The sequence below is a fragment of the Bradyrhizobium betae genome (genome assembly GCF_008932115.1).
Lineage (GTDB): Bacteria > Pseudomonadota > Alphaproteobacteria > Rhizobiales > Xanthobacteraceae > Bradyrhizobium > Bradyrhizobium betae.
The window spans coordinates 1,600,666-1,621,370 of the sequence record NZ_CP044543.1; the positions used below are offsets into that span (position 1 = coordinate 1,600,666).

The following is a 20,705-nucleotide window of genomic DNA, read 5'->3' on the forward strand; positions in this document are numbered from 1 at the left end:
GATGCCTCCTCAGACCCGACCCAGCGCGAAACCGCGCGCGATGTAATTGCGGACGAACCAGATCACGAGCGCCCCCGGAATGATGGTGAGCACGCCGGCCGCGGCCAGCAGACCCCAATCCATGCCGGCCGCCGACACCGTGCGCGTCATGATCGCGGCGATGGGCTTGGCCGAGACCGATGTCAGCGTGCGTGCGAGCAGCAGCTCGACCCAGGAGAACATGAAGCAGAAGAAGGCGGCAACGCCGATGCCGCTCGCGATCAGCGGCACCAGGATCTTGATGAAGAAGCGCGGGAAAGAATAGCCGTCGAGGAAGGCGGTCTCGTCAATCTCGCGCGGCACGCCGGAGACGAAGCCTTCGAGGATCCAGACCGCCAAGGGCACGTTGAAGATGCAATGCGCGAGCGCGACCGCCCAGGGCGTATCGAACAGGCCGATCGCCGAATAGAGGTTGAAGAACGGCAGCGCATAGACCGCGGCCGGCGCCATGCGGTTCGACAGCAGCCAGAAGAACAGATGCTTGTCGCCGAGAAAGCGGTATCGCGAGAAAGCGTAGGCCGCCGGCAGCGCCACCGAGATCGAGATGATGGTGTTGAGGACGACGTATTCCAGCGAATTGATGTAACCGGAATACCAGCTCTCATCGGTGAAGATGCGCTTGTAGTGCTGCAGCGTCGGGGTATGCGGCCATAGCGTCATCGTCGAGACGATCTCGGCATTGGTCTTGAAGCTCATGTTGACGAGCCAGTAGATCGGCAGCAGCAGGAAGATCAAAAACAGCGCCATGATGACGCGTCGGCCGGGGATCGAATGCATCACACGGCTCCTTCCTGCGGCTTACGTTCGGCGCCGGCATTGGTCATGACGGTGTAGAAGATCCAGCAGACGATCAGGATGATCAGGTTGTAGACCAGCGACAGCGCTGCCGCCTTGCCGAGGTCGAACTGGCCGAGCGCGATCTTGACCAGCTCGATCGACACGAAGGTGGTGGAATTGCCGGGGCCGCCGCCGGTGACGACGAACGGCTCGGTGTAGATCATGAAGCTGTCCATGAAGCGCAGCAGCACGGCGATCAGCAGCACGCGGTTCATCTTCGGCAGCTGGATCGCCTTGAACACGGCCCAGCGCGAGGCGCCGTCGATCTGGGCGGCCTGATAGTAGGCTTCCGGGATCGACTTCAGCCCGGCATAGCACAGCAGCGCAACGAGGCTGGTCCAGTGCCAGACGTCCATCACGATGACGGTAACCCAGGCGTCGAATTCGTTGGAGACGTAATTGTAGTCGATCCCGATATGGTTGAGGACATAGCCGAGCAGCCCGATGTCGGGCCGGCCGAAGATCTGCCAGATGGTGCCAACCACGTTCCACGGAATCAGCAGCGGCAGCGCGAGGATGACGAGACAGGCCGCCACCGTCCAGCCCTGCCGCGGCATCGACAGCGCGACGACGATGCCGAGCGGCACCTCGATGGCGAGGATCACCAGCGAGAAGAACAGGTTGCGGCCGAGCGAGGCGAGGAAGCGGCCGCCGAGGTCGGTCGAGGGATCGAGCAATTCCTTGAACCAGCCGACACCATTCCAGAAGAACTGGTTGTTGCCGAACGTGTCCTGCATCGAATAGTTCACCACCGTCATCAACGGCAGCACCGCCGAGAAGGCGACGACCAGGAACACCGGCAGCACGAGGAACCAGGCTTTTTGGTTGACGGTCTTGTCCATCAGGCGGCTCCCTCCACCAGAAGGCTGTCGGCATAGACGTGGATATGCGACGGGTCGAATTTCAGCCCGGCGGTGCCGTCCGAACTGGTGAAGCCCGCCGGCGCGCGCGCCGCGAGCTTGGCGTCGCCGAGGCGCGTGCGGGCGAAACGGATGCGGCCGAGATCGTCGATGCGCTCGATCTTTGCCGAGAGCAGGCCGGGCGCGGGCGCGACCGCGTCGACGAATTCAGGACGAACGCCGATTTCGATTTTCGCGCCGGCCGGAAGCTTGTCATAGCTGCGGCCCAGCGCAATGACGTGTCCGCCGACCCTGGCTTCGCGGCCCCTCACCTCGGCTGGAATGATGTTCATGCCGGGCGAGCCGATGAAATAGCCTACAAATGTGTGCGCCGGCTTGTCGAACAGCTCGGCCGGTGTGCCGCTCTGCACGACGCGGCCGTCATGCATGACGACGACGGTGTCGGCGAAGGTCAGCGCCTCGGTCTGGTCGTGGGTGACGTAGATCATCGTCAGGTCGAGCTCGCGATGCAGCGCCTTCAGCTTGGAGCGCAGCTGCCATTTCAGCTCGGGATCGATCACCGTCAGCGGCTCGTCGAACAGCACGGCGGCGACGTCTGATCGGACCAGGCCGCGGCCGAGCGAGATCTTCTGCTTGGCGTCGGCGGTGAGCCGCGTCGCCTTGCGGTTCAGATAGGGTTCGAGATCGAGCAGGCGGGCGATCTCGGCGACGCGCTTGTCGATCTCGGCCTTCGGCACGCCGCGATTCTTCAGAGGAAACGCCAGGTTCTGCCCCACCGTCATGGTGTCGTAGATCACCGGGAACTGGAACACCTGGGCGATGTTGCGCTTCTGGGTTGACAGCGGTGTGATGTCCACACCGTCGAACAGGATTTTTCCCCGCGACGGCGTGATGATGCCGGAGATGACGTTGAGCAGCGTGGTCTTGCCGCAGCCGGAAGGTCCGAGCAGCGCATAGGCGCCACCCTGCCGCCAGGTCATGGTCACCGGCTTGAGCGCAAAGCTGTCCTGCGGCGCGTCATTGCCTGCGTAGGAGTGGGCGAGATCGACGAGGTCAATGCGGGCCATGTCGCGTCTCCCTCAAGAGCTTGGTGCCGCGACCAAACGGTCGGCGGCATCGAAGACGAAGACATCGTTGGGATCGAGCACGGCATCGAGCGTCTGGCCGGGCTCGAATTCGTGCACGCCATGCAGCACCGCAACCCAGTTCGATCCGTCGCGGGTCAAATGCACGAAGCTCTCCGAACCGGTGATTTCGGTGACCGTCACCGTGGCGTGGAAGGCGTGGCGGTCGGCCTCACCGTTGGCGAGCGCGAGCTGATGGGCGCGAAAGCCGACGCGATAGGCGCCGTCGGCCAGCGACGAATAGAGGCCGGAGGCCGGCGACGCGGCGCCACCGGCATATTGCACCGAGCCGTTCCTCTTCTCGATGCCGACGAGGTTGAGCGGCGGATCGGAGAACACCTGCGCGACGCGCAGGGTCTGCGGCTGGCGGTAGACATTCGGCGTCTCGCCGATCTGGAGCGCCTGGCCTTCCCACATGCAGACCGTGTTGCCACCGAGCAGCAACGCTTCGGTCGGCTCGGTGGTGGCATAAACGAAGATCGCGCCCGAGGCCTCGAAGATGCGCGGCAGCTCAGCACGCAGCTCCTCGCGGAGCTTGTAGTCGAGATTGGCGAGCGGCTCGTCGAGCAGCACGAGATCGGCACCCTTGACCAGCGCGCGCGCCATCGCGGTGCGCTGCTGCTGACCGCCGGAAAGCTGAAGCGGCGTACGCTTCAGGAACGGCTCGAGCCGCAGCAGTCTTGCGGCTTCCGCCACGCGCGTTTCGATCTCGTCACGTGGCTTGCCCTGCACGCGCAGCGGCGAGGCGATGTTCTCGTAGACCGTCAGCGAGGGATAATTGATGAACTGCTGATAGACCATCGCGACCGAACGCTTGCGCACATCGACGCCGGTGACGTCCTTGCCGTTGACCAGCACCTTGCCCGCGGTCGGCTTGTCGAGACCCGCGAGCAGCCGCATGATCGAGGTCTTGCCCGACAGCGTCGGCCCGAGCAGCACGTTGAGCGTGCCGCTCTCGAGCGTCAGCGAGACGTCGCGGATGTGCTCGATACCGTCGACGGTCCGGGTCACGTGATCGAGTGTCACGGTCATGAGCGGCCTCCTGCTTCCAGCAGGGGACTTTGCCGCACACCATGGGTTGCAATCCAGTCGCTCAACGCCGCGATCTCGTCGGCAGATAGTCGCAGCCCCAGCTTGGAACGGCGCCAGACGATGTCCTCGGCGGTCACGGCCCATTCGTTGGCCATGAGGTAGCGGACCTCGCGCTCGGTCAACGTCGCGCCAAAGGCCTGGCCGAGATCGGCGGCCGATTTCGCATCGCCGAGCAGCTTTGCCGCCCTGGTGCCATAGGCGCGCGCGAGGCGCCGCGCGTGCTCGTGGCTGAGGAAGGGATAGCCGCGCTGGAGCTCGGCGATCAGGCCGTCGACGTCGGACACGCCCATGTCGCCGCCGGGCAGCGGCGCCTTGCCGGTCCAGCCCTCGCGCGCTTTCGCACTGCGAAGATAGGGCGCGAGCCGTTCCAGCGCCTCTTCGGCAAGCCGGCGATAAGTCGTGATCTTGCCGCCATAGATCGACAGCAGCGGCGCGTTGCCCGGCGTGTCGAGCTCGAACACGTAGTCGCGGGTTGCAGCCTTGGCTTCGCTGGCGCCGTCGTCATAGAGCGGACGCACGCCGGAATAGGTCCAGACCACGTCCTCTGGCGTCACCGGCTTGGCGAGATATTCGCTGGCGGCCTTGCAGAGATACTCGATCTCCTCGGGCGTCGCCTTCACCTTGGAAGGATCGCCGTCATAGTCGCGGTCGGTGGTGCCGATCAGCGTGAAATCGTCTTGGTACGGGATGACGAAGATGATGCGGCCGTCCGCGTTCTGGAACATGTAGGCGCGGTCGTGGTCGTAGAGCTTTTTCACGACGATGTGCGAGCCCTGCACCAGGCGCACCTTGGCCTTTGCATTCACACCGGCGCCGCGGCCGAGCACGTCCTCGACCCAGGGGCCGCCGGCATTGACCAGCGCGCGGGCCTGGACCTGCGAGCGCGCGCCGGTCAGCGTATCGACCATGCTGACCGTCCAGACGCCTTCGGACTGGTGGATTTCGGTGGCGCAGGTGCGGGTGCGGATCTCCGCGCCCTTGTCGGCGGCGTCGCGTGCGTTGAGCACGACGAGGCGGGCATCATCGACGAAGCAGTCGGAATATTCGAAGGCGCGGCTGTAGCGATTCGGGATCAGCGGACGGCCGACCTCGTCACGCCGCAGATCGACCGAGCGGGTCGCGGGCAGCAGGTGACGGCCACCGATGTGGTCATACAGGAAGAGGCCGAGGCGCAGCAGCCACGCCGGGCGCAGGCCGGCGTGATGCGGCAGAACGAAACGCAGTGGACGTATGATGTGGGGCGCGATGCCCCAGAGGATCTCGCGCTCGATCAGCGCCTCGCGGACCAGGCGAAATTCGTAATATTCGAGATAGCGCAGCCCGCCATGCACCAGCTTGGTCGACCAGGACGACGTCCCGCTCGCCAGATCGTTCATTTCGCACAGGAAGACACTGTTGCCGCGGCCCACCGCGTCGCGCGCGATGCCGCAGCCGTTAACACCGCCTCCAATGATGGCGAGGTCGAAAATCCGCTCCAACAGACGCATCCCCCGGCGACCGCTCGTTCCTTCGAGCAGCTACTTTCGCTTTCGATTAAATCATACCGAAAACCGAAAGCAAGATGAAAGACAAGAGACGGGAAGTGAAAGCGAAACATTTTTATCGGGCAGCCGACGACGAAATCGGCAGAGGAACGGCCAAATTCGAGAGCAAATGGTCCGGATTGATCGGCAGGGGGCATGACCGGCCTCGCGGCCCGATGGGGATATTGAATGTAGAAACATATCTACATATAATTCGCGCTCGTAAGCCTAACCACGTCGTGGAGGAGCTGAAGATGGTGACCACCCTGACAAGCCGAGAGTTCAACCAGGATACAAGCGGCGCCAAGAAAGCCGCCTCGCAGGGACCCGTCTTCATTACGGATCGTGGCCGCCCGGCTCATGTCCTGCTGACGATCGAGGATTATTTGCGCCTGAGCGGCGGGCACATGAGCCTTGCCGAAGCTCTGGCGCAGGCGAACACGGACTTCGAGTTCGATCCGCCCCGCATGTCCGGCGGAGTCTTCAAGCCCGCCGATCTCGACTGATGTTTCTGCTGGACACGAATGTCATCTCCGAACTGAGGCGACCTGACAAAGCGGATCGCAATGTCGTCGCCTGGGCCGATGCGATTCCCGCTGCGAATTTTTTCATGTCGGCGATCTCGATTCTCGAAATCGAACTTGGCGCGCGCCTGATCGCGCGCAAGGACGCGGCGCAGGGGGCTGTCTTGCGCACGTGGATCGACGATCAGGTTCTAGCTCGTTTCGAAGGGCGAATCCTGGCCGTTGATACGGTAGTGGCCCAGCGTTGTGCGCAACTTCACGTTCCCAATCCGAAGGCTGAACGCGACGCTCTCATCGCGGCAACCGCGCTTGTTCACGGCTTGACGGTTATTACGCGTAATGTGGGAGATTTCGAACCTACGGGTGTGACGCTATTCAACCCGTGGAAACCAGCAGCAGGGTAGGACGCCTCCCGCTATCGCAGGCGGACGACCGAACCCGGGTCTTGAGGTGGCTCCGCTGCTGCCTCATCCGATTCCCCCGCCCCTTTCGGCATTGCCGCCATCACCTCGATGCCTTTGCTGTGGCAAATCGTGGCGAGGCGCTCGGGCAGTTCCTGATCGGTGACGAAGGTCTGGATCTGGCTGATATGGGCGATGCGCACCGGCGCGCTGCGGCGGAGTTTCGTGGAATCGGCGACCAGCATGACGCTGCGGGCGTTGGCGATGATGGCTTGCGCGACCTGCACCTCGCGATAGTCGAAGTCGAGCAGCGCGCCCTCTTCGTCGATCGCGGACGCGCCGATGATGGCGTAGTCGACCTTGAACTGCCCGATCAGCTGCGTCGCGGTCGAGCCGACCACGGCGCCATCGGCACGCCGCACCGTGCCGCCGGCGACCACCACCTCGATGCGGGGATGTCGGTAGAGCAGCATCGCGACGTTGAGGTTGTTGGTGATGACGAGGAGATCCTCGTGCGAGGTCAGCGCGCTCGCGACCTCCTCGGTCGTGGTGCCGATGTTGATGAAGAGGGAGCAGCCGTTCGGGATCAGCGAGGCGGCCGCAACCCCGATCGCCTTCTTCTCGTCGGCGGCGACGAAGCGGCGAGCTTCGTAAGCGAGGTTCTCGACACCGGACGCGATGATCGCGCCGCCATGGATGCGGGTCAGCGAGCGGCGCTCGCAGAGATCGTTGAGATCCTTGCGGATGGTCTGCGCCGAGACCTCGAACTTGCGCGCCAGCTCCTCGACCATGACGCGGCCCGAAGCACGCGCGATGTTGAGGATTTCGGCTTGGCGATGGGTCAATCCGGTCACGGCGATGGCCTCAAATCAGAAGGCCGCATGGTGCGGCGGTTCGCGGCTGCGGTCAATGCGGACGCCAATCACGATTAACGGCCGAAGCCTCTCACCACGCCATCGCGGCGGCGAGACGCGCGAGCAGATCCGGGTCGTCGAAGGCGCTGGCGGACGCGACGGCGCCTGATCCAACAAGGTCAGCATGGCTGAGGCTGGTGCGGATGCCGATGGTCGGAATGCCGGCGGCCGACGCAGATTGCACGCCGGAGCGGGAATCCTCGAACGCGACCGAGGCCGCCGCGCTGGCGCCGACGAAGCGCAATCCTTCCTGATAGGGCAGCGGATGCGGCTTGCCGTGGGGCAGTTCGTCACCGATCACGATCGCCTTGAAGCGATGCGTGATGCCGAGACCGGACAGCAGCAGCTCGGCATTGAGACGCGGCGCGTTGGTCACCGCGGCCATGGGAATGCCAGCGCCATCTGCCTTGTCGAGCAGCGCCATCAGACCAGGCAGCGGCTCGATCTGCCCGGCGACGAGCGTGCGGAAGACATGCTCCTTCTCGCCGAGAATCTCGGCGCGCTTGTCCAGCGCCTCATCGGGCAGGAAGCGCTCGCCGATCGACACATTGGAGAAACCTTGCAGCTCCCTGGAGAAGCGCGCGTGATCGAACACGTGGCCACGCGGCCCAAGCACCTGGTTGAAGGCCTTCAGGTGCAGCGGGTCGGTATTGGCGAGCGTACCGTCGATGTCGAACAGCAATGCCTTGCTCATGTGCTTGCCGAGAGCCTCGATCATTTCCGTACTTTCCCCGATGCGCGATGCATCAATGCGAAAGACGTATCAATACAGCCTCCATCGCGCAATGACGCATCGACATGACCGTCACGGACACTCGACAAAGCCGCGCGCGGCTGCAACACTCCATGCAAGATCAAGAACGGAGGAAACGATGACGATCAATCGACGCGATCTGGCTCTCTCGACCCTTGCCGTCTCAGCGCTTGCCGTCTCAGCGCTCGCTGTCACGACACCGGCGCTGGCCGCGTCAGCGGACGAGGACGCCGTGGCGAAGAAGGTCGAGGCCTTCCGCCTCGCCCAGATCGCGGCAGACCCCAAGGCGCTCGGCGCGCTGTGCTGGGACGATCTCAGCTACAGCCATTCCAGCGGCAAGGTCGAGGACAAGGCCACCTTCGTCGCCAACGCGACCGACGGAAAATCGAAGTTCCTGTCGATCGCGTATCAGGACCCCACCATCAAGGTCGTCGGCTCCGCCGCGATCGTGCGCTTCCACTGGGTCGCGGAACAGGAGATGGCGGCAGATGGGAAAAAAGTGCCGACCAACCTTCACATCCTGATGAACTGGCAGAAGCAGGGCGACGACTGGAAGCTGTTGTCGCGAGCTGCGACGAAGTTGTGATGACGATTCTGCCCCCTCCCGTTGCGGGAGAGTGTAGCTCGCCGCATGGCGGCAAGAACGGAGGATACGATGACACTGAATCGCGATCATGCTGCCACGACGGACCATGAAGCGGTGGCAAAGAACGTCGAGGCATTTCGTCTTGCCCAGATCGCGGCCGACCCGAAGGCGCTCGGCGCGCTGTGCGCGGACGATTTGAGCTACAGCCATTCCAGCGGCTTCCTCGAGGACAAGGCGGCCTTCATCGCCAACGCCACCGACGGCAAGACCGAATTCCTGTCGATTACGTACAAGGACCCGACCATCAAGATCGTCGGCCCCGCCGCGATCGTGCGCTTCCACTGGCTGGCCGAGATGATGACCGGCGGACAGAAAGTGGCGAACAGCCTTCATATCCTGATGAACTGGCTGAATATCCTGATGAACTGGCTGAAGCAGGGCGACGATTGGAAGCTGTTGTCGCGCTCCGCGACAAAGCTGTGATGAACGGCGTCATTCCGGGATGCGCCGAAAGGCGCGGGCCCGGAATCCATTCATCCACTTGTTATGTCGCATAATGGATTCCGGGTTCGCGCTATGCGCACCCCGGAATGACACCGGGACCTACGCCGCTTCCCTCACATCGCCGTTAACCAGCTTGCGGGCGGCGCGTTCGGCTTCGCGGGCGTTGCGGAAGAGCTGGCCTTCGAGGCGGTTGAACTCGTGGGACGAGGCGAAGAAGCAGTAGCCGCCCTGGCCGCGAACGACGATGCCCGCGGTCTGTGAATTGACTTCGATGATGTAGCTGTCCGGCATGGCCCGTAGATTCCTCAATGCGGGCAAATAACGACGATTTTGCCCAAAGGTTCCTGAGCGCAAATCAGTCGTTTCCACCCCGAATCGATGCGCATCTGAGTACGCCGGGACCTCATCCGTTTTATGACTGGTTGTTGGCGAAGCCGCGACGCGTTGACTCACTCGCGCCGCGTTTGGCCACGCTGCACATTTTCGTGAGATGGGGCAGAGCGCCGCGCGCGGCTACGTCGCGATCGTCGGATCGTCTCGGCGGATCGCTTGCGGACGGCCCTCGTCGTCGATCGAGACATAGGTGAAATTGCCGTCGGTCACCAGGATCGGCTGAAGCTCCCTGCGCCGCAGCGCCCAGGCTTCGAGATGCACGGTCATCGAGGTGCGGCCGACCCGCACGAGATTGGCGTAGACGGAAACGAGATCGCCGACATAGACCGCTTTGCGAAAATTCATCGCCTCGATCGCCACCGTCACGGTGCGAGATCGCGCCACCTTCGATGCGAACACGCCGCCGCCGACGTCCATCTGGCTGAGCAGCCAGCCGCCGAAGATATCGCCATTGGCGTTGGTGTCGGCGGGCATCGCCAGCGTGCGGATGCAGAGATCGCCGCTCGGTTCGGTGTCGGGCTCGTCGGTCATATGGCTCTCATTTGAAATTGTCCCAGCCCGGATCGGGCGCGAAGCGCGCGCCGAATCGCTCGGCCAGCGCACGCAGGGTGGATACGACATTCTCCACCCCGCGCGTGCGCGCATAATTCAGCGGCCCGCCACGGAAGGGCGCATACCCGGTGCCGAAGATCATCGCGCCATCGACGGCGTCGGGATCATCGACGATGCCTTCGCGAAGGGCCGCGACGCAGACGTTGGACATCGGCAGCACCAGCCGGTCGATCATCTGGTCGGTGACGCCCGGGCCGGTCCTGGGCAGCGGCGCCTTCTCCGCCTTACCGTCCTTCCAGGTGTAGAAGCCCTTGCCGGTCTTGCGACCAAGTTCGCCCCTGGCGACCTTGTCGCGCAGCCAGGCCGGCGTCGGCGGCAACAGGTCGCCGAACCTGGTGCGCAGCATGTCGCCGACGTCGAGGCAGATGTCGAGCCCGACCTGGTCGGCCAGCTCGATCGGCCCCATCGGCATGCCGAACTGTTCGGCGGCGGCGTCGATCAGGCGCTGGTCGGTCTTCTCGTCCAGCATCACCATCGCTTCCAGCATGTACGGCGTCAGCGCGCGGTTGACGAGAAAGCCGGGCGAGCTCTTCACGGGCAGCGGCAAACGGTCGATCGCGCCGACGAAGGCGAGCGCCTCCTTCATTACCTGCGCATCGTTGCCGTCATGGCTGACAACCTCGACCAGTTGCAGCCGCGACACCGGATTGAAGAAGTGAAGGCCGACGAGCCGCTCCGGCCGCGCCAGCGTCGTGCGCAAATCCTGAAGCGGAATGCTCGACGTGTTGGTCGCGAGAATCACGCCCGGCTTCATCTTCGGCTCGAGGCCGGCATAGACTTTCTGCTTGAGCTCCAGCTTTTCCGGCACCGCCTCGATGATGAGATCCGCGTTGCGGACACCCTCCCCGTCCATGTCGGGGATCAGCCGATCGAGCGCGTCACGCACCTCGGTCGGTTTGCGGATGATCTTGCCGTAGAGCTCGGCGGCGCGCCTCACCGCGCCGGCGATCGGCTCCGGCTTCATGTCGGCGAGCGAGACGCGTATCCCCTGCCCGGCTATCCAAGCAGCGATGTCGCCGCCCATGGCGCCGGCGCCGATGACGTGGACGTGCCTGATCGTATTGCCGCTACCTGCCGCCTTCTTCATCTGCTCGCGCAGGAAGAACACGCGGATCAAATTCTGCGCGGTCGGCGTCACCATCAATTTGGCGAAGGAAGCCTGCTCGGCCTTCAGCATCGCGGCCTTGCTACCGCCATGGCTCTCCCAGAGATCGATCAGCGCGTAAGGCGCGGGATAGTGCTCGCGGGGTGCGGCCTTCGCCGCCTCCGAGCGCATCCGCTTGGCCAGCAGTCCGCGCACCGGTCCGAGATTGGCCGCGCGCGTAAGCAGGCCGGGCTTGGCCCGCTTCAGCCGGCCGAACAGAACGTCTTTCACCGCGCTGCGGACATGGCGCTCCTGCGTCACGGCATCGACGAGGCCGAGCGATTTGGCGCGGCGCGCATCGATGGTGCGGCCGGTCAGCATCAACGCCATCGACTGGGTCGGATTGACCAGCGCGGTGAAGCGCGCGGTGCCGCCCAGACCGGGATGCAGGCCGAGCATCACCTCGGGGAAGCCGAATCGCGCGCCGTCGATTGCGATGCGCGACTGGCAGGCGAGCGCGACCTCGAGGCCGCCGCCGAGGCAGAAGCCGTGGATCACCGCGACCGTCTGCAGCTTCAGCGCCTCAAGATGATCGACCACGGCATGCGCGGCGCGGATCCGCGTCTCGACCAAGCCGGCGTCGGTTGCGCCGCGGAACTCGTTGACGTCCGCGCCCGCAATGAAGCCGGAAGGTTTGGCCGAGCGGATGACGAGGCCGGCGGGGCGCTCGGTCTCGATCGCCGCCAGCACGGCGTCGAATTCCTCCATCACGTCCGAGGAGAGCGTGTTGGCGCTTGCATCGGCGCGGTCGAACAGCAGCCAAGCGACACCGTCGTCATCGCGCGTCAGCTTGAAATGCTTGTAGGGGCCATCGGCCGCCGGCTGAGGCCCGAGCGTCAGCACGCGATCGCCGAGCGCGGTCATGATCTTCGAATCCATCGTCACACCGCCTCGATCAGCATGGCGCCGCCGAGCCCGCCGCCGATGCATTCGGTGGCGACGCCGCGCCGCGTGCCGAGCCGCTTCATCGCGTTGACGAGATGCAGCACGATGCGGTTGCCGGAGGTGCCGACGGGATGGCCGAGCGAGATGGCGCCGCCGTCGACGTTGAGCCTCTCACGGTCGATCTCGCCGGCCGCGCCGTCGAAGCCCAAAATCTCGCGGCAGAATCTGTCGTCGTTCCAGGCGGCGAGACAGCCGAGCACCTGCGTCGCAAAAGCCTCGTTCAGCTCCCAGGTCTCGACGTCCTGAACCGTGAGACCGTTGCGTTGAAGCAGCGGGGTCGCCGACATCACAGGACCGAGCCCCATGATGCTGGGATCGAGCGCGGCCCAGTTGCTGTCGACGATCGCGGCCTTCGGTGTCAGTCTGTGCTTTGCCACCGCCGCGTCGGAGGCGAGGATCACCCAGGAGGCGCCGTCGGTGATCTGCGAGGAATTGCCGGCGGTGACCTGGCCCCAAGGGCGCTCGAACACCGGCTTCAGTTTTGCCAGCGTTTCCGCCGTCGAGTCCGGCCGTACGCCGTCGTCGTGGTCGAAGAATTTTCCATTACGGGAGAACGCGGTCTCGACCTCGCCCTTGAGATAGCCCTGCGTCTGCGCATGCGCGAGCCGGCGGTGGCTCTCGGCGGCGTAAGCGTCGGACTGCGCGCGCGTAATGCCGAAGAGATGGCCGACGACTTCGGCGGTCTGACCCATGTTCAGATCGGTGATGGGGTCGGCCAGCCCGCGCTCCAGGCCAATGATGGGCTTGAGATCGCGCGGCCGCAGCCTGAAGGCGGCGGCGGCCTTCGCGGCGATGCCCTTCGCCATGGCAAGGCCGGCGAACCAGCGCACGCCCGAATTCGGCCAGACCAGCGGTGCGTGACTGAGCGCCTCGGCGCCGCCGGCGAGGATCATGTCGGCGTGCCCCTCGCGAATGTAGCGGTAGGCGGTATCGATCGACTGCATGCCGGAGCCGCAATTGATCTGCACGGTGAAGGCGACCATGTCCTCGCCCATACCGAGCCGGAGCGCGGCGACACGGGCCGGATTCATCTCGTCCGCGATCACGTTGACGCAGCCGAGAATGACCTGGTCGAAATCATCCGGCGAGAACGGCTGGCGCGCCAGCAGCGGCCGTCCGCATTGCACGGCAAGATCGACCGGCGTGAACGGCCCCGGCCCCGAGCGCGCTTTCAAGAACGGCGTCCGGCTGCCGTCGACGATGAAAACCGGTCGTGCCATCAGCTCGCCGCCCTCTGTTCACCGAGTTCCTGGAAGAACTGATGCACATCTCCGGTTTTCTTGTAAATCGGCGACAGCGCCTCCGGCGCGAAATCGTCGACCTCGATCACTTTTGTGACGGCTTCATGAGCCTCGGCAAGCTGCTCGCCTTCGGCTTGCGTGATCACGCCCTTGGCCACGGCGTCCTTCCAGTCGCGGACGTGCGCGGCGCGCATGCGCTTGGCGATCGCGTCGGTACCCGTGACCAGCTTGAACGCTCGCTCCAGCCGGGCGAAGCCGCCGTCGTCATCGACATGGGCGAGATCCGGCGTGAGACGCTCACGCGCGGCCGAGGGCTCCAGCACGATGCCAGCGCATTGGTGCACGACGCGGTCGGACGGGCCGAGCACGCGGGCGCCGAATGGCTGGATCACGAGCTTGAGGAAGCCGGCGACGAAGCGATTGGGCAGATTGGCGAGGATTTCCGCAAGCCTGTTTTCGATCGTCTTGAAGCCGCTCGCCATGCACCATTGCAGCACGGCAAAATCGTCCTTCTGCCGGCCCTCGTCCTGCCAGCGTTTTAGCGCGGCCGAGAGCAGGTACAGTTCGGAGAGAATGTCGCCGAAGCGCGCCGACAGCATCTCCTTGCGCTTGAGCGCGCCGCCGAGCGTGAGCAGCGCCATGTCGGCGCAGAGCGCAAACGCCGCCGAATAGCGCGAGAGCTGGCGATAGAACGGCGTGGCGTCACCTGCGTTCGGTGCCGGCGCGAAGGCACCGAATGTCCAGCTCCGGCCGAAAGCCCGCAAGAGCGTCTCGAAACTATGGCCGACGTGTTTCCAGAACGCCTTGTCGAACGCGGTGAGCCCGCGGTCGCGGTCGGTATCGGCAAGCGCGGTCATCTCGGCGAGCAGATAAGGATGCGCGCGGATCGCGCCCTGCCCGAACACGATGAGGTTACGAGTCAGGATGTTGGCACCCTCCACCGTGATGCCGACGGGGACGGCGCGGTGGAGATTGCCGAGATAGTTTTGCGGACCGTCGATCACGGCCTTGCCGCCATGGATATCCATGGCGTCGTCGACAGCGGTGCGCATCCGCTCGGTCGCATGCAGCTTCATGATGCCCGAGATGACGGCGGGATGAACGCCGGCGTTCAGCGCCGCGCAGGTGAGCCGCCGTGCCGCATCAAGCTGATAGGCGGTGGCGACGATGCGCGCCAGCGGCTCCTCGACGCCTTCGAACTTGGAGATGGAGATGCCGAACTGCTCGCGGATGCGGGCATAGGCGCCTGTGGTGCGCGCTGCGTAGACGGCACCGGCCGCCGACAGCGACGGCAGCGAGATGCCGCGGCCGGCGGCGAGCGCCGTCATCAGCATCTTCCAGCCCTGCCCCAGCCGCTCCTGCCCGCCGATGACATAGTCGAGCGGAATGAAGACATCGCGGCCCCGGTTCGGGCCGTTCTGGAACACCTGCATCGACGGCAGATGGCGGTGGCCGATCTCGACGCCGGGCAGATGAGTCGGGATCAACGCCACGGTGATGCCGAGCTCTTCCTCGTTGCCCACGAGATGATCGGGATCGTAGGCCTTGAACGCCAGCCCCAAGAGTGTCGCGACGGGACCGAGCGTGATGTAGCGCTTGTGCCAGTTCAGCTTGAGGCCGACGACCTCGCGACCTTCGAAAGTGCCCTTGCAGATGATGCCGGTGTCGACCATCGAGGCGGCATCGGAGCCGGCCTCGGGGCTGGTGAGGCCGAAGCAGGGAATATCACGGCCATCGGCGAGGCGTGGCAGCCAGCGCTCCTGCTGCTCCTTGGTGCCGAAGCGCATCAGGAGCTCGCCGGGTCCAAGCGAGTTCGGCACCATCACGGTGACGGCGGCCGCGATCGAGCGGGTCGAGATCTTGCGCACGACTTCCGAATGCGCATAGGGCGAGAAGCCGAGGCCGCCGAACTCCTTCGGGATGATCATGCCGAAGAACTTCTCGCGCTTGATGAAAGCCCAGACGTCCTGGGGCAAGTCGCGCCATTCCCAGAAGATCTTCCACTCGTCGAGCATGGTGCAGAGCGCGTCGACGGGACCGTTGAGGAAGGCCTGCTCCTCGTCGGTCAATTTGGCCGGCGCGATCTTCAGCAGCTTCGACCAGTCGGGATTGCCGGTGAAGAGATCGGCGTCCCACCAGACGTCACCGGCCTCCAGCGCCTCGCGCTCGGTGTCGGACATCGCCGGCAGCACGCCGCGCGCCCAGGAGAAGATCGGCTTGGTGATGGTGTCGCGGCGGAAGCTCATGGCGGACCTCATGCAACGGCGCGGTTGTCAGGCATTTTAGCGGAAAGTGGCTGGGGTGAGTGAACACTTCGCCGGCAAAAAGAAGCGAATTGACGCGGCCGGGCGGCCGCCCCGGGGACCTAACGGCCGGGGCGTGGGGGCAGTTCCGGGGAGGGGTTGGGGCGGGATGCCTCCACATCGTTATTCCGGGGCACGCCTCTTGGCGCGAGCCCGGAATCCATACTCCCGATCGTGGTTATGGATTCCGGGCTCGACGCTGACGCGTCGCCCCGGAATGACTGTGGCCCAGCCTTAATCCGGCCGGACCATCTCGAACATGTTTTCCGGCTTGATCTCGAAATAGTCGCCGCGGCGCCCCGCGCGCACGATCGGGCGGGCGGCAGCGGTCTGGTAGACGCCGTCCTTGATCATGGCCTTGTCGATGTGGACGGCGACGACCTCGCCGAGCGTCAGCCAGGCATCGGCTTCCTTGCCGTCGGCGCCCTTGAGGCGGACGATGTCGGACACCTTGCACTCGAAGGCGACCGGGCTCTCGGCCACACGCGGCACGTTGACGAGCTTGCCGGGCACGGCGGTGAGGCCCGCGATCTCGAACTCGTCGACTTCGGGGCCGACATGCGCGGCGGTCGCATTCATCTGCTTGGCGAGGTCCATGGTGGTCAGATTCCAGACGAACTCCCTGGTCTGCTCCATGTTCGAGACCGTGTCCTTCCAGTTGGTGGAGGAGAAGCCGATGATCGGCGGCACGTAGCAGAAGGCGTTGAAGAAGCTGTAGGGCGCCAGATTGACTTGGCCCTTGGTGTCGCGTGAGGAGATCCAGCCGATCGGCCGCGGCGCGATGATTGCGTTAAAGGGATCGTGCTTGAGGCCGTGGCCCTTGGAGGGCTCGTAGAAGTACAGGTCTTTGTCGGTCACGCGCTGTTTCTCCGTTTTCCGTCATTCCGGGGCGGTCCGCAGGACCGAAACCGGAATCTCGAGATTCCGGGTTCGATGCTTCGCATCGCCCCGGAATGACGGTCAACTCAAAACATGGGTCAGGGGCGCGGGGACAGACCCGCGATGACGAAATCGATCATCTGGTCGATGGTCGGGCCGGGCTTGGTGGTGCACTGGGCGATCATCTGGGGGTGGAAGAAGCGCATCATCGCGGTGCAGGCGCACATCGAGGCCAGCTCCAGATCCGGCGCCACGAACTCGCCGGAGGCCGCGCCCTGCGCGATCATCTGGCCGACCGCCGTGGTGATCAGCTCCATATGGGCGACGCAGACCTCCCAGTCCTCCTGCATCGCGATCTCGACCATCTCATGCAGCTTGTTGTCGCCGACATAGCGCTCGGTGTTCATGCGATGGATGGTGGTGAGCAGCTCGCGGAAGCGCGGGAGCACGGGACCCGGCCGCGCCACGATCCGCTGCGCCTCCAGCTCGACCTCGCCCATCAGCGAACGGGCCACCGCCTGATGGATCGCCTTCTTCGATTCGAAGAAGCGATAGACATTGGCGGGGCTCATCCTGAGCTCCTTGGCGATGTCCCCAACCGTGGTCTTCTGGTAGCCGATCTGGCGGAACAGCCGCTCGGCCACCTCGAGAATACGGTCCCGGGTGTCGCCTTCGATATGTTCCGAAATAAGGGCCATCAGTCAGGACTCGTTCGTCAGCAGTCTTCTCATTTATTCAGCCGCTTCAGCAAGCGGAATTGCGGAATGCTCATCGCTGCCATGCTGCGACGCAGCGGACTGGTCGGGAGTCCCCGCCTCATCCAGGCTCTTCCTGAACCAAAGTGCATAGAGGCCCGGCAGGTACAGGAGGGTCAGGAAGGTCGCGACGAACAGACCGCCCATGATGGTGATCGCCATCGGACCCCAGAAGGCCGAGCGCGACAGCGGGATCATGGCGAGGATCGCGGCGAGCGCCGTCAGCACCACCGGACGGGCGCGGCGGACGGTTGCCTCCACGATCGCCTCACGCCGGGTCAGGCCGTGCGAGACGTCAGTCTCGATCTGGTCGACCAGGATGACCGTGTTGCGCATGATCATGCCGGCGAGCGCGATCAGGCCGAGCAGAGCCACGAAGCCGAACGGGGCGTTGGCGAGGTTGAGGCCGAACGAGGCGCCGACGATGCCGAGCGGCGCGGTCAGGAACACCAGGATCAGGCGCGAGAAGCTCTGCAGCTGGATCATCAGCAGCGTCAGCATCACCATGACCATCAGCGGGAAGAGGACGAAGATCGAGGCGTTGCCCTTGGCGGATTCCTCGAACGCGCCACCCGGCTCGATGCGGTAGGCCGGCTCGAGGTGATCCTTGATCGCCTTCAGCTTCGGCGTGATCTGGCCCGTGACGTCGGGCGCCTGCACGCCGTCGACGACGTCGGAGCGCACGGTGATCGCCATGTCGCGGTTACGCCGCCACATGATCGGCTCCTCGTGGGCATACTCGATCTTGGCGATCTGCTGCAGCGGCACGGCAACGCCGTTGCGGGAAGTGATGGTGAGATCGCCGACGCCGCCGAGATCGAGGCGCTCGGACGGGATCGCGCGGGCGACCACAGCGACCTTCTCGATACCGTCGCGGATGGTCGTGACCTGCGCACCCGAGATCAGCATCGCGAGTGCCTGCGACACGTCCTGCGGGGTCAGGCCCATGGCGCGGGCGCGGTCCTGGTCGACGACCAGCTTGAGGTAGGGCGACCGCTCGTTCCAGTCGAGCTGGACATCCTTGACGTTCTTGTTCTGCCGCATGACGTCGCGAACCTGATAGGCGATCTCGCGCACCTTGTTGGCATCGGGCCCGATCACACGGAACTGGACGGGGAAGCCGACCGGCGGACCGAAATTGAAGCGATCGACGCGCACGCGCGCCTCCGTCAGCATGCCGTCGGCGACCGCGCCCTCGATCTTGGCCTTGACCCGCTCGCGCGCTTCGACGCCCTTGGCGACGACGACGATCTCGGCAAAAGCCTCGTTCGGGAGTTGCGGGTTGAGGCCGAGCCAGAAGCGCGGCGAGCCCTGGCCGACATAGGAGGTATAGGTCTCGATGTCCTTGTCGTCCTTCAGCAGCGTCTCGGCCTTCTTCACCGCCTTCTCGGTGACGTTGAAGGCGGTGCCCTCCGGCAGGCGCAGCTGGAGGAACAGCTCGGGCCGTTCCGACAGCGGGAAGAACTGCTGCTGGACATGGCCGAAGCCGACGATCGAGGCGATGAACACACCGACGGTCGCGACCACCACGGTGATGCGGTGGTTGACGCACCACTGCACGATGGCGCGCAGGCCGCGATACATCCGGGTCTCGTAGACCGCGTGCGGATCGTGATTGTGGTGCACCTTGATGTTGGGCAGCAGCATGACGCCGATATAGGGCGTGAAGATCACCGCCACGAACCAGGAGGCGACCAGCGCGATCGCCACGATCCAGAAGATGCTGCCGGCATATTCGCCGACCGCGGAATTTGCAAAGCCGATGGGGAGGAAGCCGGCGGCCGTGACCAGCGTTCCCGTCAGCATCGGAAACGCGGTCGATTCCCAGGCAAAGGACGCAGCCCGGAAGCGGTCCCAGCCCTGCTCCATCTTCACCACCATCATCTCGACCGCGATGATGGCATCATCCACCAGAAGGCCAAGCGCGATGATCAGCGCGCCGAGCGTGATGCGGTGCAGGTCGAGCGACATCGTGTTCATGACGATGAAGACGATGCCGAGCACCAGCGGGACCGACAGCGCGACCACGATGCCGGTGCGCCAGCCGAGTGCCAGGAACGAGACGAACAGCACGATGACGAGCGCTTCCATGAAGGAGTGCACGAACTCGCCGACGGCGTGCTCGACCACCTTGGGCTGGTCGGCGATCAGCTTGACGTCGATGCCCTGCGGCACGGCCTTCATGAACTCGGCGGTGGCCTTCTCGACCTCCTTGCCGAGCTCGAGGATGTTGGCGCCCTTGGCGGTGACGACGCCGATGCCGATCGCGGCCTTGCCTTCCTGGCGCACGATGAAGCTCGGCGGGTCGACATAGCCGTGGGTGACGGTGGCGATATCGCCTAAGCGGAACACGCGGCCGTTGCTCTCGACCGGCGTTTCGGCCACGGCCTTGGCACCGTCGAGCGCGCCGGTGACGCGCAGCGGCACGCGCTGCGACGAGGTCTCGACCGTGCCCGCCGGCGTCACGTTGTTCTGCTTGGCGAGCGAATCGAACAGCGCCTGCGGCGTGATGCCGAGGGTGGCGAGCTTGGCGTGGCTGAATTCGACGAAGATGCGCTCGTCCTGATTGCCGTAGACGTCGACCTTGGTCACGCCCGGCACCTTCAGCAGGCGCTGGCGGAAGCCTTCGGAGACCTTCTTGAGCTGGGCGTAATCGGCGCCGTCGCCGGTCATCATGTAGAGAATGGAATCGACGTCGGAGAACTCGTCGTTGACGACGGGCCCGAGGATGCCCGAGGGCAACTGGCCCTGCACGTCGGCGAGCTTCTTGCGCAGCAGATAAAACAGATACGGCACGTCCTTCGGCGGCGTGGAGTCGCGGAAGGTGACCTGGAGCGCGGTAAACGCGGGCTTGGAATAGGTCTGCACCTTCTCGAAATAGGGCAGCTCCTGGATCTTCTTCTCGATGGGATCGGCGACCTGCGTCTGCATCTCCTGCGCGGTCGCGCCCGGCCATATCACGGAGACGTTGACCACCTTCACGGTGAAGAACGGATCCTCGGCTCGGCCGAGCTTCTGATAGGAGAAGAAGCCGGCGACGCCGAGCACCAGCATCAGGAAGAGAACCAGCGTCTGATGGCTGACGGCCCAGGCCGAAAGGTTGAAGCGCTTCATCGCTCTCTCCGAAAAACGATCCAGTTGCAAAAACGACAGCCACTCTGTTCAGCCGTCGTCGCGAGGCAGCGAAGCAATCCAGGGGGCTGGGCAGGTTCTGGATCGCTTCGCCGCTTCAGCCTTCGCATTTGCGCTCGGGCCGAAACTCACCTCACACGACG

19 protein-coding genes are annotated in these 20,705 nt (G+C 64.5%); 4 read left to right on the forward strand and 15 right to left on the reverse strand.

All coding sequences use genetic code 11. From position 1 onward, the window contains the following. Positions 1-9: 9 nt before the first annotated feature. The 5 genes from F8237_RS07725 to glpD are packed head-to-tail and all read right to left on the reverse strand — an operon-like array spanning position 10 to position 5,439. Entirely contained in the window at positions 10-816 is an 807-nt protein-coding gene (locus tag F8237_RS07725; RefSeq protein WP_151643401.1) for a carbohydrate ABC transporter permease, read from the reverse strand. Continuing rightward, positions 816-1,718: a carbohydrate ABC transporter permease gene (locus F8237_RS07730; RefSeq protein WP_151643403.1), complete on the reverse strand. Its 903-nt coding sequence runs from the start codon at positions 1,716-1,718 to the stop codon at positions 816-818. Before F8237_RS07730 ends, F8237_RS07725 begins: the two co-directional genes overlap by 1 nt. Continuing rightward, positions 1,718-2,803, reverse strand: coding sequence for an ABC transporter ATP-binding protein (locus F8237_RS07735; protein WP_151643405.1), 1,086 nt, complete (start codon positions 2,801-2,803; stop codon positions 1,718-1,720). Before F8237_RS07735 ends, F8237_RS07730 begins: the two co-directional genes overlap by 1 nt. A gap of 12 nt (positions 2,804-2,815) precedes the next feature. Next, a complete protein-coding gene (locus tag F8237_RS07740) occupies positions 2,816-3,892 on the reverse strand; it encodes an ABC transporter ATP-binding protein (protein WP_151643407.1) in 1,077 nt (358 codons plus the stop codon). Next, positions 3,889-5,439: a glycerol-3-phosphate dehydrogenase gene (glpD, locus tag F8237_RS07745; RefSeq protein ID WP_151643409.1), complete on the reverse strand. Its 1,551-nt coding sequence runs from the start codon at positions 5,437-5,439 to the stop codon at positions 3,889-3,891. Before glpD ends, F8237_RS07740 begins: the two co-directional genes overlap by 4 nt. Positions 5,440-5,729: 290 nt before the next feature. Here glpD and F8237_RS07750 point away from each other — a divergent pair, with 290 nt between their 5' ends. Both F8237_RS07750 and F8237_RS07755 read left to right on the forward strand, forming a co-directional pair. Next, positions 5,730-5,981 carry a type II toxin-antitoxin system Phd/YefM family antitoxin gene (locus tag F8237_RS07750; RefSeq protein WP_151650490.1) on the forward strand — a complete coding sequence of 84 codons (252 nt, stop codon included), beginning with the start codon at positions 5,730-5,732 and terminating at the stop codon, positions 5,979-5,981. Beyond that, a complete protein-coding gene (locus tag F8237_RS07755) occupies positions 5,981-6,403 on the forward strand; it encodes a type II toxin-antitoxin system VapC family toxin (RefSeq protein WP_151643411.1) in 423 nt (140 codons plus the stop codon). The genes F8237_RS07750 and F8237_RS07755 overlap by 1 nt, the downstream gene beginning before the upstream one ends. An 11-nt stretch (positions 6,404-6,414) precedes the next feature. Here F8237_RS07755 and F8237_RS07760 read toward each other — a convergent pair whose 3' ends face one another. Continuing rightward, positions 6,415-7,254, reverse strand: coding sequence for a DeoR/GlpR family DNA-binding transcription regulator (locus F8237_RS07760; protein WP_151643413.1), 840 nt, complete (start codon positions 7,252-7,254; stop codon positions 6,415-6,417). Between the two features lie 91 nt (positions 7,255-7,345). Beyond that, entirely contained in the window at positions 7,346-8,032 is a 687-nt protein-coding gene (locus F8237_RS07765; protein ID WP_151643416.1) for an HAD family hydrolase, read from the reverse strand. A 154-nt stretch (positions 8,033-8,186) separates the two neighbouring features. Here F8237_RS07765 and F8237_RS07770 point away from each other — a divergent pair, with 154 nt between their 5' ends. Both F8237_RS07770 and F8237_RS07775 read left to right on the forward strand, forming a co-directional pair. Continuing rightward, a complete protein-coding gene (locus F8237_RS07770; protein WP_151643418.1) occupies positions 8,187-8,654 on the forward strand; it encodes a nuclear transport factor 2 family protein in 468 nt (155 codons plus the stop codon). A 45-nt stretch (positions 8,655-8,699) separates the two neighbouring features. After that, the gene (locus F8237_RS07775) at positions 8,700-9,137 is read left to right on the forward strand and encodes a nuclear transport factor 2 family protein (protein ID WP_374761602.1); all 438 of its coding nucleotides are present in this window, start codon (positions 8,700-8,702) and stop codon (positions 9,135-9,137) included. Positions 9,138-9,257: 120 nt separating this feature from the next. Here F8237_RS07775 and F8237_RS07780 read toward each other — a convergent pair whose 3' ends face one another. The 8 genes from F8237_RS07780 to F8237_RS07815 form a co-directional block, all read right to left on the reverse strand. Further along, entirely contained in the window at positions 9,258-9,449 is a 192-nt protein-coding gene (locus F8237_RS07780) for a hypothetical protein (protein WP_151650491.1), read from the reverse strand. Positions 9,450-9,671: 222 nt separating this feature from the next. Beyond that, a complete protein-coding gene (locus F8237_RS07785; protein ID WP_151643422.1) occupies positions 9,672-10,082 on the reverse strand; it encodes an acyl-CoA thioesterase in 411 nt (136 codons plus the stop codon). A 7-nt stretch (positions 10,083-10,089) separates the two neighbouring features. Beyond that, the gene (locus tag F8237_RS07790) at positions 10,090-12,186 is read right to left on the reverse strand and encodes a 3-hydroxyacyl-CoA dehydrogenase NAD-binding domain-containing protein (protein WP_162005921.1); all 2,097 of its coding nucleotides are present in this window, start codon (positions 12,184-12,186) and stop codon (positions 10,090-10,092) included. 2 nt (positions 12,187-12,188) lie between these two features. After that, complete coding sequence (locus F8237_RS07795) at positions 12,189-13,472, reverse strand: acetyl-CoA C-acetyltransferase (protein WP_151643426.1); 1,284 nt, start codon at positions 13,470-13,472, stop codon at positions 12,189-12,191. Continuing rightward, entirely contained in the window at positions 13,472-15,739 is a 2,268-nt protein-coding gene (locus F8237_RS07800; protein WP_162005922.1) for an acyl-CoA dehydrogenase, read from the reverse strand. Before F8237_RS07800 ends, F8237_RS07795 begins: the two co-directional genes overlap by 1 nt. A gap of 291 nt (positions 15,740-16,030) precedes the next feature. Further along, positions 16,031-16,654, reverse strand: a complete 624-nt coding sequence (locus F8237_RS07805) for a flavin reductase family protein (RefSeq protein WP_151643430.1) — start codon at positions 16,652-16,654, stop codon at positions 16,031-16,033. Positions 16,655-16,773: 119 nt separating this feature from the next. Beyond that, positions 16,774-17,373 (reverse strand): TetR/AcrR family transcriptional regulator, encoded by a 600-nt coding sequence (locus tag F8237_RS07810; RefSeq protein ID WP_151643432.1) that lies wholly within the window; start codon positions 17,371-17,373, stop codon positions 16,774-16,776. A 33-nt stretch (positions 17,374-17,406) separates the two neighbouring features. Beyond that, the gene (locus F8237_RS07815) at positions 17,407-20,544 is read right to left on the reverse strand and encodes an efflux RND transporter permease subunit (protein ID WP_151643434.1); all 3,138 of its coding nucleotides are present in this window, start codon (positions 20,542-20,544) and stop codon (positions 17,407-17,409) included. Between the last annotated feature and the right edge of the window lie 161 nt (positions 20,545-20,705).